This is a genomic window from Streptomyces sp. NPDC019396 (assembly GCF_040632375.1).
In the GTDB taxonomy this organism is placed as follows: domain Bacteria; phylum Actinomycetota; class Actinomycetes; order Streptomycetales; family Streptomycetaceae; genus Streptomyces.
The window spans coordinates 268,518-282,112 of sequence record NZ_JBEYBS010000006.1; the positions used below are offsets into that span (position 1 = coordinate 268,518).

Annotated in this window: 12 protein-coding genes and 1 pseudogene; 9 read left to right on the plus strand and 4 right to left on the minus strand. The window is 70.1% G+C overall.

The window, feature by feature from the left end; translation table 11 throughout:
• Positions 1-221: 221 nt before the first annotated feature.
• Positions 222-473, plus strand: a pseudogene (locus ABZ532_RS09610) (hypothetical protein); the annotation flags it as partial.
• A gap of 90 nt (positions 474-563) precedes the next feature.
• On the opposite strand, the gene ABZ532_RS09615 reads toward ABZ532_RS09610, so the two are convergent.
• From ABZ532_RS09615 to ABZ532_RS09625, 3 genes are all read right to left on the minus strand, one after another.
• Positions 564-1,127, minus strand: a complete 564-nt coding sequence (locus ABZ532_RS09615) for a hypothetical protein (protein WP_361280730.1) — start codon at positions 1,125-1,127, stop codon at positions 564-566.
• 211 nt (positions 1,128-1,338) lie between these two features.
• The gene (locus ABZ532_RS09620) at positions 1,339-2,103 is read right to left on the minus strand and encodes a DUF4239 domain-containing protein (RefSeq protein ID WP_361280731.1); all 765 of its coding nucleotides are present in this window, start codon (positions 2,101-2,103) and stop codon (positions 1,339-1,341) included.
• A 15-nt stretch (positions 2,104-2,118) separates the two neighbouring features.
• Positions 2,119-2,637: a hypothetical protein gene (locus ABZ532_RS09625; protein ID WP_361280733.1), complete on the minus strand. Its 519-nt coding sequence runs from the start codon at positions 2,635-2,637 to the stop codon at positions 2,119-2,121.
• Between the two features lie 202 nt (positions 2,638-2,839).
• Between ABZ532_RS09625 and ABZ532_RS09630 the strand changes: the two genes are divergently transcribed.
• The 3 genes from ABZ532_RS09630 to ABZ532_RS09640 all read left to right on the plus strand — a co-directional run bounded on the left by ABZ532_RS09630 (position 2,840) and on the right by ABZ532_RS09640 (position 7,154).
• A complete protein-coding gene (locus ABZ532_RS09630; protein ID WP_361280735.1) occupies positions 2,840-3,811 on the plus strand; it encodes an SCO0930 family lipoprotein in 972 nt (323 codons plus the stop codon).
• Positions 3,812-4,155: 344 nt separating this feature from the next.
• Positions 4,156-4,968, plus strand: coding sequence for an SAM-dependent methyltransferase (locus tag ABZ532_RS09635; protein ID WP_361280737.1), 813 nt, complete (start codon positions 4,156-4,158; stop codon positions 4,966-4,968).
• Positions 4,965-7,154, plus strand: coding sequence for an EAL domain-containing protein (locus ABZ532_RS09640; protein WP_361280738.1), 2,190 nt, complete (start codon positions 4,965-4,967; stop codon positions 7,152-7,154). The genes ABZ532_RS09635 and ABZ532_RS09640 overlap by 4 nt, the downstream gene beginning before the upstream one ends.
• A gap of 176 nt (positions 7,155-7,330) precedes the next feature.
• Here the strand turns inward: ABZ532_RS09640 and ABZ532_RS09645 are convergent, their stop codons facing one another.
• Positions 7,331-8,254: a LysR substrate-binding domain-containing protein gene (locus ABZ532_RS09645; RefSeq protein WP_361280739.1), complete on the minus strand. Its 924-nt coding sequence runs from the start codon at positions 8,252-8,254 to the stop codon at positions 7,331-7,333.
• A 129-nt stretch (positions 8,255-8,383) separates the two neighbouring features.
• Between ABZ532_RS09645 and ABZ532_RS09650 the strand changes: the two genes are divergently transcribed.
• The 5 genes from ABZ532_RS09650 to ABZ532_RS09670 all read left to right on the plus strand — a co-directional run bounded on the left by ABZ532_RS09650 (position 8,384) and on the right by ABZ532_RS09670 (position 13,558).
• Entirely contained in the window at positions 8,384-9,052 is a 669-nt protein-coding gene (locus ABZ532_RS09650; RefSeq protein WP_361280808.1) for a succinate dehydrogenase cytochrome b subunit, read from the plus strand.
• Between the two features lies 1 nt (position 9,053).
• Positions 9,054-11,015 (plus strand): fumarate reductase/succinate dehydrogenase flavoprotein subunit, encoded by a 1,962-nt coding sequence (locus tag ABZ532_RS09655; protein ID WP_361280740.1) that lies wholly within the window; start codon positions 9,054-9,056, stop codon positions 11,013-11,015.
• On the plus strand, positions 11,012-11,758 hold the full coding sequence (locus tag ABZ532_RS09660) for a succinate dehydrogenase/fumarate reductase iron-sulfur subunit (RefSeq protein WP_361280742.1): 747 nt from the start codon (positions 11,012-11,014) through the stop codon (positions 11,756-11,758). The genes ABZ532_RS09655 and ABZ532_RS09660 overlap by 4 nt, the downstream gene beginning before the upstream one ends.
• Positions 11,759-11,851: 93 nt before the next feature.
• Positions 11,852-12,877, plus strand: a complete 1,026-nt coding sequence (locus ABZ532_RS09665) for an alcohol dehydrogenase catalytic domain-containing protein (RefSeq protein WP_361280743.1) — start codon at positions 11,852-11,854, stop codon at positions 12,875-12,877.
• A gap of 27 nt (positions 12,878-12,904) precedes the next feature.
• Positions 12,905-13,558, plus strand: a complete 654-nt coding sequence (locus ABZ532_RS09670; protein ID WP_361280744.1) for a GPP34 family phosphoprotein — start codon at positions 12,905-12,907, stop codon at positions 13,556-13,558.
• Positions 13,559-13,595 lie beyond the last annotated feature (37 nt).

Consider the following 13,595-nt stretch of genomic DNA (forward strand, 5'->3'; position numbering starts at 1 on the left):
ACTTCAACTTCAATCAGAACGAGAACAGCAACGCGAATGCCAACGCCAACGCCGACGCCAACGGCCGGCGTGACCCGTTCTTCAACGACCGAGGCCGCAATAACAACTTCAACGACCGCGGCCGGGGTAACAACAACAACCGCCGGAACAACTTCAACGACCGCGGCCGGGGCGGCAACTTCGATGACCGCTTCTTCCGGGTGGGCAGCGGTGTCGCCGACGCCACGGCCCGTATCTACGACAACGCCACACCGGGGCAGTACAACCTCGCCGTCCGGTGCAATGACAACAACCGGATCGCCACCCGGACGTTCACCGTGCTGTCCGCCCGCGGCGCACAGGGTGGTATCGGTGGTTCGCACCGTCCTTCCACCGCCGAGATGGCCGTGGGTGGTGGGCTCGTCGTCGCCGCGGCTGCGGGCGGTGTCTTCTTCTTCGCCCGCCGCCGGCGTATGAGCAGCGGAAGGGTGTGACCGGTCGAACCTCCCGGTCGGCCCGAACCGCCCGTCGCCCCGAGTCCTCGTCCAGGACTCGGGGCGACGGGCTTGTGGCGGGAGTGCGGATCAGTGGAGCCGGCTGCCCGCTCTGCGGCGCAGCACGTAGAAGAGGCCGCCCGCCGCACCGGCCACCAGAACCGCACCGGTCGCGATCATGCCGGTGTTCGTCTCGCGGACACTGCCTCCGAGACCGCCCCTGACGCCCTGCGGCGAAGTCGCCGAGGTGGCCGGAGAGGTGGCTGTCGAGCTGGTGGTCGCTGCCGCGGCACCGCCCGAGATGTTCAGGTCCGTGGTCCCCGACTGCGCGCCGCAGGTGAAGGTCACCGAGTAGACGGCGCCGCGCCGGGCGTCGCGGTCGACCATCGCGGTACCTGTCATACCGGCCGGGATGGTGACGGTGTCGAAGACACCGGACGATGCCGTGGCCCGGCTGTTGCAGCCCGACACGGTCAGTGTGACCTGCCCGCCGGGGGCGACGGTCGACGGGGATACGGCGAACGAGAACGGCTGCTGTCGGGCGGAGCCCGCGGCACCGTCGCTGTCGGTGCCGGCGGCCGCGGCGGCCGGCAGGGTCAGGGCGAGGGCGGCCGCTCCCAGTAGAGCGGCGGACGCGATGGGTATCGCGCGCATGGTCTATTCCTCCGTGTCCCCGAGGAGCAGTTGCGGAACGGGTTTCCACAAAGGCAGGGAATGCACCTCGATATCCGAAACGCTAGGAGTGTCCCGCTCGTACGCGCGATCGGTGTCGGGCGAATGGGTTATTTGTGTCGCCCGAGTGGCCTACGGAAGGTTTGAGACGCCGTGTCCCCGGATCTCTCCGGTCGGCCACCCGGGCGCGGGCTCAGCCGCCGAGTTTCGGGAAGAACGCGATGAACGGCTCGGCCGTGGCGCCGATGCTCCGTCCGAACGGTGCGTCGAAGTCCCAGATGAGGAAGAGCAGGAAGGCGATCAGCGCACTGAACAGCCCCGCGAGGAGCAGTTCCCGGAAGGTCCGGCGGATCTGGAGGGTGAAGATCAGGCCCACCGTGACCACGGCACCCGTGATCAGGCCGAACCAGACCACCCCGGGCATGGTCGCCTCGATGCTGCTTCCTCTGGCGCCTCTGGCGTCGTCGACAGCGGCGACCTGGTCGACCAGAGGCTGGTACGCCTGCCCCTCGTGGTCGGTCTTCGGCACGTAGTCCGTCACATCGTTCCGCAGCCGGTCGAGCAGACGGGTGCCCTCATCGGTGAGGGAACCCTGCTCGACCATGTGCCGCCACTCGGAGTGGACCACATGGGTGGCATAGGCCTCGGCATCGGCGCGGATCTGCCTGCGCACGTCGGCCGGGTAGACCTGGGCGCGCTCGTACACCTCGTGCAGTGCCTGCGCCTCGTGGCGCACGGAGTCCTGGGCGGCGCTGCGGGCCTCCCAGACACCGGCGATGGCCAGTCCCAGCACGATGGCATAGACCACGCCGATCATCATCGTCATGTACTCGATGACGTCGGGGGTCTCCGACGGATCGTCGTCGTCGCCGACACGGCGCTGGTTGATGACGGTGATGGTCAGCACGACCGCGCAGGCCGCGGCCATGGCGATGGTGAGTACGGCCCATTCCGACACGGGCTACCTCCGGATTCAGGAGCGGGGGCGCAGAAAGGCGGCGGCGAGCACCGCGGGGGCGGTGACCAGGAGTGTGAGCGTGACGAGTGACGGTCCGCCGCGGGGCTCCTTGCGCGGAGGTTTGCGGTAGGCGGGCAGGGCGACCGGGGGCGTTGGGGCGGGCTCCGGCCGGGCGGTGGGGGAGGGAGACGGAGTGGGCGTGGGCGGTGGGGGCGGCGGCGGGGCCGGTTCGGGCTCGACGCGGGGCGCCGGAGGGGGAGGGGGAGGGGGTGGAGGTGGCGGCGGGGGTGGTTTCGGGCGTCGCGGCTCCGGTGCGGGCACGGGACCCGCCCAGCAGTCACCGGTGCCGGTGGCCGACGCGGCGGAGCTGAAGGAGTCGAAGGAGTCGGCGGAGCCGGGAGCGGGCGGGCCGCCCTGCTCGATCGTTGCGTGCGAGCAGTTGTCGGCGGTCGTGGCGGCGGCGGGCGACGGGGCCGCCAGCAGCCAGATGAGTGCGGCGGCCGAGAACAGCCGCCCGACGAGCGATCCGGACACGCCGATGAGCATGATCCGCTCATGCCCGGAACACGCCAGTACGGGTGGTGATTCGCCTGATGGAGGGGTTGTCGGCCGCTCGGGTTTGCGGCTCCGGAAGTTTTTTCCGGGCCGTTTGAACACCTGGGACGCCCCGGCCCGTACTTAGGGCCGTGAACGGCGCACCGGCGCCACAAGCGGATCAGGGCTCACGGGAGTTGACATGAATACCTGGCGGAACGCCTCGCTCGCGGTCACCGCGACAGCCGTACTCGCGCTGACGACGGCGTGCGGTCAGGAACAGGGCACGACAACACCCGGTCAGGCCGTCGCCGCACAGCCGGCGGGTCAGCAGCAGGCCGCCGACGGATACGGCTCGGGCTACGGATCGTCCGCCGGCAGCTCCGCGGCCCCTGGTGGCTCCGCGGCCAAGACCGCCGGACAACTCGCCGTCCTGGAGAGCAAGAAGCTCGGCGAAGTCCTCACCGACAGCGAGGGCTACACGCTCTACCGCTTCGAGAAGGACACCGCCACCCCGCCGAAGTCCAACTGCAACGGTGACTGCGCGAAGGCCTGGCCGGTCGTGGCCGCGGGCGACGTGACCGCCGCGCCCGGTACCAACGCCTCCCTGATCGGCGAGGTCACCCGTGACGACGGTACCAAGCAGCTGACCATCGGTGGCTGGCCGATGTACCGCTACGCCAAGGACACCAAGCCCGGCGACATCAACGGCCAGGGTGTGGGCGGCACCTGGAACGCCTCTGCCCCTGACGGCAAGAAGGCCTCCGCGGGTGGGGGTGGCGCGGCTGGTGAAGGCGGCCAGCCCGCCGACCTCGCCGGTCTCTCCGTCCGCAAGGACCCGAAGCTCGGCGAGATCGTCGTCGACAAGAACGGTATGACCGTCTACCGCTTCATGAGGGACTCGGCCTGGCCGATGAAGACGGCCTGCACGGGCTCCTGCCTGGAGAAGTGGCCGGTTGTGGCGCCGGTCGACAAGAACGACACCGAGGGCATCATCAAGAAGGGCTTCGTCACCTTCGACCGTCCCGACGGAGTCAAGCAGCAGACCATCGACTGCTGGCCGATCTACACCTACTCCGGTGACTCCAAGCCCGGTGACACCGAGGGCCAGGGCGTGGGTGGCACCTGGTACGCCGTCTCGCCCCAGGGCAAGCCGGTCGGAGCGCCCAAGTAACCATCCCCACGCGGCGTTCCGGCCCTTCGGCCCGCCGTCATGCGCCCCAACGCATGACGGCGGGCCGCCCTGCATAATGGCGTGAAGTCGGTGGCACACCTACGGAACGCAGGCGGATCATCAGCAGCACCCCAATAGAACACAGGCACAACACCGGCGGCTCGCCGACGAGACACAGACGGCACACAGACGGGCCGGCTGCACGTGCCAGCGACATGTGTGACCAAGAACGGACCGGTAATTTCCGTTTCTGCTCGCTCTCTTGGCGGTCGATCAGTAGCCTCGGCTCGAACACCGGCCTTCAATATGGCCGTACGTCCCGTGGCGACTTGTTGGAGACATCAATGGAGCGTCCCGCCTGGGCCCCACCGGGCATCGACATATCGGTGCCCAGTGTGTCCCGTATCTACGACTACTATCTGGGCGGTTCGCACAACTTCGAGGTCGACAGGGAAGCCGCGCGCAAGGCCATGGAGTTCGTTCCCGGCCTCCCCAAGATCATGCAGGCCAACCGGGCCGTGATGCGGCGGGCGGTGCGCTTCGCCGTCGGTGAGGGCGTCACCCAGTTCCTCGACATCGGCTCCGGCATCCCGACCTTCGGCAACGTTCACGAAGTGGCTCAGGAGGCCAGCCCCGGGGCGCGCGTGGTGTACGTCGACCACGACCCGGTGGCCGTCGCCCACAGCCGCGCCGTGCTGGAGGGCAATCACGAGGCCGACATCGCCGGTGCCGATCTGCGCAAACCCTGCGACATCCTTGACAGCCCCGAGGTCACCCGGCTTCTCGATCTCGACCGGCCCGTCGCGCTGCTGCTGGTCTCCGTGCTCCACTTCATCGAGGACTCCGACGAACCCCACCGCGCGGTGGCCGAGCTGCGCGAGGCACTCGCGCCCGGCAGCCTGCTCCTGGTCACCCACGCCTCCTACGACGGTATCCCGGTCGACAAGGAGCGGGTGGGCGGTGCGGTCGACGTCTACAAGGACATCCGCAACCCGCTGGTCATGCGGACCAGCGAGGAGGTAGCGCGGTTCTTCGACGGATTCGAACTCGTCGAGCCCGGACTGGTGTCGATGGCCAAGTGGCGCCCCGACACCCCGGCCGAGCAGGAGGACCCGTACGCCTTCTCCGGCTACGCAGGGGTGGGGCGCAAGGCGTGAACCTGCCGTCACAGGCGACGGGCTCAGCGGCTGAGCCGGACTGCCTCGAGGACAGACTCCAGCGGTTCGCCACCATCTGGAGCCGGGCGATCTTCCCGGTCACGGCCACATCGCTGACCCGGGCCGAATTCGAACAGCATCTGCTGCCACTGGCACGGAAGCTGCGCGACGCGCTGCACGCGCGCCCTTCCGGCACGGCCGCCAACGCCGCGAGCACCGCCGCGCAGACGGTCGGCGGGGCCCTCGTCGACGCCCACTGCACCGACCCGGACGCGCTCAGCCGCACGCTCGGCGTCGTGGACGCCTACCTCGTCCTGTACTGCGGGAACGACCAGGAGCCCGCCGAGGACAGCCGTGCCCGCTGTGCGCGGCTCCAGCACTCCATCGCCGCCGGATACGCCCGGGCGCTGCGCGAGCGCACCTTGAGCGAGCAGGAGGCCATCGCACGCTCGGCGCTCTCGGCCCGCAGCGACGCGATGGAGGCGCTGCACGCGACCGAGACGCGTTTCCGCGCCGTGTTCGAAGGGGCGGCGATCGGCATCGGCATCGCCGATCTCGACGGCAACGTACTGGAGGTCAACGACACCCTCACGAGGATGTTCGGCGGGCTCGAGCACCATGTGCGGGGCCGCAAGGTCAACGAGTGGGTGCACCCCGAGGACCGGCCCAACGTCTGGGACCTGCACGAGGAACTCATACGCGGCGAGCGTGAGCACTTCCGGGTCGAGAAGCCCTTCTACCGCAACGACGGCACCGTGCTGTGGACCAATCTCACGGTGTCGCTGCTGCGGGACGCCGAGGGCAGGCCCAAGTACCAGCTCGCCCTGATCGAGGACACCACCGAGCGGCGGCTGCTCAACCTCCGGCTGCGGTACGAGGCCACCCATGACGCGCTCACCGGTCTGCCCAACCGCACACTGTTCTTCGAGCGCCTCGAGAAGGCGCTGACCGCGGGGGAGGGGAACCGCTTCGGGCTCTGCTATCTCGACCTGGACGGCTTCAAGGCCATCAACGACAGCCTGGGCCACGCGGCCGGGGACCGGCTGCTCGTGGAGATTGCCGACCGCCTGCAGAGCTGCGCCACCGCGCCCGGCGAGATGGTGGCCCGGCTCGGCGGCGACGAGTTCGTGGCGCTGACCACCGGAAGGGACACGGGGCACGAGACCCGTGAACTGGCCGGGCGGATCCTCGGCGCACTGGCCACTCCCGTGATGCTCGACGGGCGCGAGATCAGGGTCCGGGGCAGTATCGGCATCGTCGAGGGAGCCGCGGGGGAACGTACCCCGGCCGAGGTGCTGCGCAGCGCCGACATCACCATGTACCGGGCCAAGTCCGCGGGCGGCAACCGCTACGAGTTCGCCGATCCCGAGGCCGACGCCCGCGCGATCACCCGGCACGGGCTGACCACGGCGCTGCCCGCGGCGCTGGAGCGCGGTGAGTTCTTCATCGAGTACCAGCCCCTGGTCCGACTCGGCGACGGCGGTGTCCACGGGGCCGAGGCGCTGGTGCGCTGGTGCCATCCGCAGCACGGTGTGCTCAGCCCCGACCGCTTCATCCCACTCGCCGAACACACCGGGCTCATCGTGCCGCTGGGCCGCTGGGTGCTCCAGGAGGCCGCACGGCAGGCACGCTTCTGGCACGATCAGTTCCCGCTGGACAGCGGCGCCCGGCCGCTGCGGATCAATGTGAACCTCTCCCCGGCCCAGCTGCACCACCCCGGACTGGTCTCGGACACCGTGGACGCCCTGGAGCGCTCGGGCCTGGAGCCGGGAGCGCTGTGTCTCGAGGTCACCGAGTCGGCCCTGATCGGCGCGGACGAGGACCTCCTCAAGCCGCTGCGGCAACTGGCGGAGATGGGCGTCGACATCGCCCTCGACGACTTCGGCACCGGCTACTCGAATCTGGCCAGTCTGCGGCGGCTCCCGGTGAGCATCCTCAAGCTGGACCGCTCCTTCACCCAGGGCATGCAGCAGCACCCCGCGGACCCCGTCGACATCAAGATCGTCGAAGGCATCGTCTCGCTGGCCCACAGCCTTGAACTCGCTGTCACGGTCGAGGGCGTGGAGACCGGCGCGCAGGCCGAGCAGCTGCGCGAGCTGGGCTGTGACACGGCCCAGGGCTGGTACTACGCCCGCCCGGGCCCACCGGACCGGCTGCACGCACTGTCCCTGGCGGACGCGGTGTGACGGTCCGTACCGCCCTCGGGCGGTCCGTGCCCGCGCCGGTGTGGCCCGGGCGCGGCGGCGCGGCCCGGACCCTGCAGCCGACGGCAGCCCGGTCAGTACGGGAGTTCATCCCGGGCCGCACCGGCCATCGCGCCTCGGCGGGCGCGGGTGACGCGGGTGAGGACCGAGCCATCGGCTCAGTCCCGCACGCCCGGGCCCGCCCCCTGCTGTCCGTGCGAACTCAGCAGCATCCGCTGAAGCTCCCGCGCGGCCCGGGGCGGAGCCACATCGCTGCGGTGCGCCAGGGCGATGGTCCGCCGCAGCCCCGGCGGGGCCAGTGCCGTCACCCGCAGGTCCCGGCCGGAGCGCGCCGCGACCATGCGCGGCACCACCGTCACGCCAAGCCCTGCCCGTACGAAGCCGAGCACGGCGTCCATCTCGCCGCCCTCCACTGTGAAGGTCGGCTCGAAGCCGGCCGCCCGGCAGGCGGCCACGGTCAGCTCCCGCAGGTCGTAGCCGTGCCGGTACATCACCATCGGTACGTCCTGGAGCGCGGTGATCCGCAGGGGCCCCGCCCCCCGGGCTCCGCCCAGGCGCAGCTCCGGAGCGGAGACCACCACGAGGTCCTCCTCCAGCAGTCGTACCGTCGTCAGGGACGGCGCCGGGGTCGGCAGCGGCAGCACCACCAGCGCCAGGTCGAGCGCGCCGCGCGCCAGCTCCCGTACGAGATCGTGTGAGCCACCCTCGTCGATCAGCAGCTCGATGCCCGGGTGACGGTCGTGGAAGGCCCGCAGCACATCCGGCAGCAGGCCCGTGCAGACGCTCGGCGTCGCTCCGAGCCTGACCCGCCCGCGCCGCAGCTGGGCCAGCTCCTGCACCTCGTGCCGGGCCGTGTCCGCGTCCGCCAGGATCCGCCGGGCCAGCGGCAGCAGTACCTCGCCCGCGTCGGTGAGCGCGATGTTGCCGCGGGCCCGGCTGAAGAGCTCCGCACCCAGCTCCTTCTCCAGCGCACGGATCTGCTGGGACAGCGACGGCTGCGCGACGTGCACCCGCTCGGCGGCACGGGTGAAGTGCCGGGCCTCCGCCACGGCCACGAAGTACTGAAGCTGCTGGAACTGCACACCACCACGATACGCGGTGATAGGTGTCGCCTATGGAGATGAGCGGATCCATGTCTTGGACCTCTCGTACCTGTCGGTCCTAGCGTCGTGGGCATGGCTCTGGCAACGCGGACGGGCCGTCGCCCGTCCATGACGCGCACGCTCTGGCGATCGACCGTCGGCAAGAAGACGGTCATGGCCCTGACCGGCCTGATCATGCTCGGCTATCTGGTCGCCCATATGCTCGGCAACCTCAAGATCTTCTTCGGCCGGGGCGAGTTCAACGGCTACGCCCACTGGCTGCGCACCCTGGGCGAGCCACTGCTGCACCACGAGTGGGCCCTGTGGGCGCTGCGCGTGGTACTGCTCGCTGCCGTCGTGCTGCACGGGGTCTCGGCGTACCAGCTCAGCAGGCGCGACATCAGTGCCCGCCCGGAGAAGTACGTCCACAAGCGCCGCCGGGCGAGCTACGCCACCCGCACCATGCGCTGGGGCGGGGTCATCCTCGGGCTGTTCATCGTCTGGCACCTGCTGGACCTGACCACGCTGACCGTCAACGAGAACGCCCAGCACGGCCGCCCCTACGAGAACGTCGTCGCGAGCTTCTCCACCTGGTACGGCAACACCGTCTACCTGACCGCGATGCTCGCACTCGGCCTGCACGTCCGGCACGGCTTCTGGAGCGCCGCCCAGACCCTCGGCGCGGGCAACGCGAACCGCGACCGCATCCTCAAGACCGCCGCCAACGCCCTCGCGCTGGTGCTGACGGCGGGCTTCGTCTCGGTACCCGTCGCCGTGATGACGGGACTGGTGAACTGACATGCGCAACCACGACGACACCCGCTCCCCCTACGAAACCGGCGCCCCGATCGCCGACACCATGGCACCGGACGGACCCATCGCCGAGCGCTGGGACCGCCGCCGCTTCGAGGCAGGACTGGTCAACCCGGCCAACCGCCGCAAGCACACCGTCATCGTCGTCGGCACCGGACTCGCGGGCGGCTCCGCCGGAGCGACCCTCGCCGAACAGGGCTACCACGTCGTCCAGTTCTGCTTCCAGGACTCGCCCCGCCGCGCCCACTCCATCGCCGCCCAGGGCGGTATCAACGCCGCCAAGAACTACCGCAACGACGGCGACTCCGTGCACCGCCTGTTCTACGACACCGTCAAGGGAGGCGACTTCCGCGCCCGAGAGTCCAACGTCCACCGGCTCGCGCAGATCTCCGTCGAGATCATCGACCAGTGCGTGGCCCAGGGCGTCCCGTTCGCTCGTGAATACGGCGGCCTCCTCGACACCCGCTCCTTCGGCGGTGTCCAGGTCTCCCGCACCTTCTACGCCCGCGGCCAGACGGGGCAACAGCTCCTGCTCGGCGCCTACCAGGCGCTGTCCCGGCAGATCGCCGCGGGCAGGGTCGAGATGCATCCGCGCACCGAGATGCTCGACCTGATCGTGGCCGACGGCCGGGCCAGGGGCATCGTGGCCCGCGATCTGATCACCGGCAAGGTCGACACATACTTCGCCGACGCCGTGGTGCTCGCCACCGGTGGCTACGGCAATGTCTTCTATCTGTCGACCAACGCCATGAACTCCAACGCCACGGCCGTCTGGCGGGCCCACCGGCGCGGGGCGTACTTCGCCAACCCCTGCTTCACCCAGATCCACCCCACGTGCATCCCGCGCACCGGCGACCACCAGTCCAAGCTGACCCTGATGAGCGAGTCGCTGCGCAACGACGGCCGCATCTGGGTGCCCAAGGCCGGGGGCGACCGGCGTCCGGCCGACGAGATCCCCGAGGACGAGCGCGACTACTACCTGGAGCGCGTCTACCCCTCCTTCGGCAACCTCGTGCCCCGCGACATCGCCTCGCGCGCCGCCAAGAACGTCTGCGACGAGGGCAGGGGCGTGGGCCCGGGCGGCCAGGGCGTGTACCTCGACTTCGCCGACGCGATCCGCCGCATGGGACGGGAGAAGGTCGAGGAGAAGTACGGCAACCTCTTCGACATGTACGAGCGGATCACCGCGGAGAACCCGTACGAGGTGCCGATGCGGATCTACCCGGCCGTGCACTACACGATGGGCGGCCTGTGGGTCGACTACGACCTCCAGACCACGATCCCCGGGCTCTTCGCCATCGGCGAGGCCAACTTCTCCGACCACGGCGCCAACCGGCTCGGTGCGTCCGCTCTGATGCAGGGCCTCGCCGACGGCTATTTCGTGCTGCCGTCGACCATCGGCGACTACCTCGCCCGCAACCCGCACCAGGACAAGGTCACCGGCGAACACCCCGTCGTCCAGGAAGCGCTGACCTTGACACGCGATCGGCTCACCAGGCTGCTGACCGTCGACGGGGACCGCACCCCCGACTCCTTCCACCGCGAACTCGGCGGACTCATGTGGGAGTTCTGCGGCATGGCTCGCACGGAGGCGGGCCTGCGCAGGGCACTGGAACGCATCCCACAGATCCGCGAGGAGTTCTGGCGGCGGATCAAGGTCCCGGGAACCGGCGAAGAGTTCAACCAGTCGCTGGAGAAGGCCAACCGGATCGTCGACTACCTGGAGCTCGCCGAGCTGATGTGCCTCGACGCACTCCACCGCACCGAGTCGTGCGGCGGCCACTTCCGCGAGGAGTCCCAGACCCCGGACGGCGAGGCGGCACGCCGGGACGAGGAGTTCTCGTATGCCGCCGCCTGGGAGTTCACCGGCACCGGCAAGCCCCCTGTCCTGCACAAGGAAGACCTTGTGTTCGACTACGTCCACCCCACCCAGCGGAGCTACGCATGAAGCTCGAACTACGCGTCTGGCGGCAGCAGAACACCGGCGCACCGGGCGCCATGGCCACTTACGAGGTGGACGGGATCTCACCGGACATGTCGTTCCTGGAGATGCTCGACACCCTCAACGAGGAACTCATCCTGCGCGGGGAGGACCCCGTCGCCTTCGACCACGACTGCCGCGAGGGCATCTGCGGTGCCTGCTCCCTGGTCATCAACGGCGATGCGCACGGACCGGAGCGCACCACCACCTGCCAGCTCCACATGCGCGCCTTCGAGGACGGCGACACGATCGACGTCGAGCCCTGGCGGGCCTCGGCCTTCCCGGTGGTCAGGGACCTGGTGGTGGACCGCTCGGCGTTCGACCGGATCATCCAGGCAGGCGGGTATGTGTCCGTACCCACGGGAGCCGCACCGGAGGCCCATGCCACCCCGGTTCCCAAGGCCGACGCCGACCACGCCTTCGAGCACGCGGAGTGCATCGGCTGCGGAGCGTGTGTGGCGGCCTGCCCCAACGGCTCGGCGATGCTGTTCACCTCGGCGAAGGTCAACCACCTCAATGTGCTCCCTCAGGGGGAACCGGAGCGCGAGACCCGGGTGCTCGGCATGGTGGCGGCCATGGACGAGGAGGGCTTCGGCGGCTGCACGCTGGCGGGGGAGTGTGCGACGGCCTGCCCGAAGGGGATTCCGCTGCCGTCGATCGCGGCGATGAACAGGGAGTGGCTGCGGGCGGTGCGCGGGAAGGGGCGCTGAGCGCCGCCCCACCCGCTTCGGCGCGCGGGAACGGCCCGGAGCTGATCTGCTGGATGGTGGGGGATGTTTGCCCCGTTCCCGGGAGAGATCCAGATGAGCACATACCGAGTCGCGCAGGTCGCCACCGCGGGCGGACCCTTCGAACTCGCCGAGCGCGAGGTGCCGCAGCCCGGTCCCGGACACGTACGGATCGCCGTGGACGCCTGCGGGATCTGCCGCAGCGATGCCATGTTCGTGAACGCCGCGCTACCCGGTGTGGGCTTTCCCGTGGTCCCGGGCCATGAGATCGCCGGCCGTGTCGAGGTCCTGGGCGACGGCACCGAGGACCAGGGCTGGCAGGCCGGGGACCGGGTGGCCGTCGGCTGGTTCGGCGGCAGCTGCGGGCACTGCACTCCCTGCCGTCAGGGCGACTTCGTCGTCTGCGACAACCTCAAGGCGCCCGGCTGGGCCTACGACGGGGGCTACGCGGAGGCGGTGATCGTGCCGGCCGGAGCCCTGGCCCGGATTCCCGGCTCGCTGACCGCGGCCGATGCGGCCCCGCTGGCCTGCGCGGGCGTGACCGTCTTCAACGGTCTGCGGCGGAGCTCCGCCCGGCACGGAGACCTGGTCGCGGTCCTGGGCATCGGCGGGCTGGGGCACCTGGCGGTGCGGTACGCGGTCGCGATGGGCTACGAGACCGTGGCGATCGCCCGCGGCGCCGCCAAGTCCGACTTCGCCAAGCAGCTCGGCGCCCACCACTACATCGACAGCACCGCGGGCATGTCCGTCGCAGACGCCCTCCAGTCCCTCGGGGGCGCCAAGGTGGTACTGGCCACCGCGGCCAACTCCGCCGCCATCGCGGCGACCGTCGACGGTCTCACGCACCGCGGCGAACTGGTCGTGATCGGCGCGGACTCGGAGCCGCTGGGCATCAACCCGGCCCAGCTGATCATGCGTTCCAGGACCGTTCGCGGCCATGCTTCCGGCACCGCGCAGGACATCCAGGACACCATGGAGTTCAGCGCCCTGCACGGGATCCGCCCGATGATCGAGGTCCTTCCGCTGAACCGGGCGGGTGAGGCGTACGACAAGATGCTCTCGGGCGCCGCTCGGTTCCGTATGGTGCTCACGACCGGCTGACACACCGTCTTGATGCGGATCTGATCTATGACCACGGGATTCACCACCACGGCACAGGACCTGCTGATCATCGCCATGGACGCGGAGCCCGGCCGCTCCGTGGAACACGGCGACTTCTCCCTCGCCCTGGCGGGCGCCGAGGCGATCGACCTCATCGGCGCCGGGGCCGTCACCCTGGACGGCGATCGTCTCGTGCCAGGCGACCGCCCCACCGCCGCCGACGCCCTGCTGGACCAGGCCGCGGAGTCACTCGTCCGTGAGCAGCCGTACGAGTCGGTGGACGACTGGCTCTGGCGCAGAGGCCGGGGCCTTTCCGCGGCCTACCTGGCGGCCCTCGAAGCGGACGGGCTGCTGAGTCGGGCTCGCCGCCGAGGGGTGACCTTCCGCGCCGGACGCGTCGAGCTGGCCGATTCACCGGCCCGTCGCGATGCCGTGGACCGCTGGGTGTCGGACGAGCCCGTGCTGGCCGCCCTCGCGGCGGCGGTCCGGATCCAGCACCACACCACCGACATCGCAGACACCTCCGACACCGGTTCCGGTGCCGATGTACCGAGCACGGGCGATGACGCAGTGGACACCGTGCTCGCCGCCGTCTACGGAGCGCTGACGGAGCTGGAAGCGCTGCGGCAGCGGCGCGCCGTCGAGCAGGCCGCCTTCGACAACATCTGGCGCGGCCAATGAGGGCGTAGCGCCACTCGTCGCATTACTCCACGAGGGG

What these genes read in the sequence shown, in the direction of transcription:
- ABZ532_RS09615 (WP_361280730.1), bottom strand. Translation starts at nt 1,127, where the DNA reads ATGCGCGCGATACCCATCGCGTCCGCCGCTCTACTGGGAGCGGCCGCC.
- ABZ532_RS09630 (WP_361280735.1), top strand. Translation starts at nt 2,840, where the DNA reads ATGAATACCTGGCGGAACGCCTCGCTCGCGGTCACCGCGACAGCCGTA.
- ABZ532_RS09635 (WP_361280737.1), top strand. Translation starts at nt 4,156, where the DNA reads ATGGAGCGTCCCGCCTGGGCCCCACCGGGCATCGACATATCGGTGCCC.
- ABZ532_RS09650 (WP_361280808.1), top strand. Translation starts at nt 8,384, where the DNA reads ATGACGCGCACGCTCTGGCGATCGACCGTCGGCAAGAAGACGGTCATG.
- ABZ532_RS09655 (WP_361280740.1), top strand. Translation starts at nt 9,054, where the DNA reads ATGCGCAACCACGACGACACCCGCTCCCCCTACGAAACCGGCGCCCCG.
- ABZ532_RS09660 (WP_361280742.1), top strand. Translation starts at nt 11,012, where the DNA reads ATGAAGCTCGAACTACGCGTCTGGCGGCAGCAGAACACCGGCGCACCG.
- ABZ532_RS09665 (WP_361280743.1), top strand. Translation starts at nt 11,852, where the DNA reads ATGAGCACATACCGAGTCGCGCAGGTCGCCACCGCGGGCGGACCCTTC.
- ABZ532_RS09670 (WP_361280744.1), top strand. Translation starts at nt 12,905, where the DNA reads ATGACCACGGGATTCACCACCACGGCACAGGACCTGCTGATCATCGCC.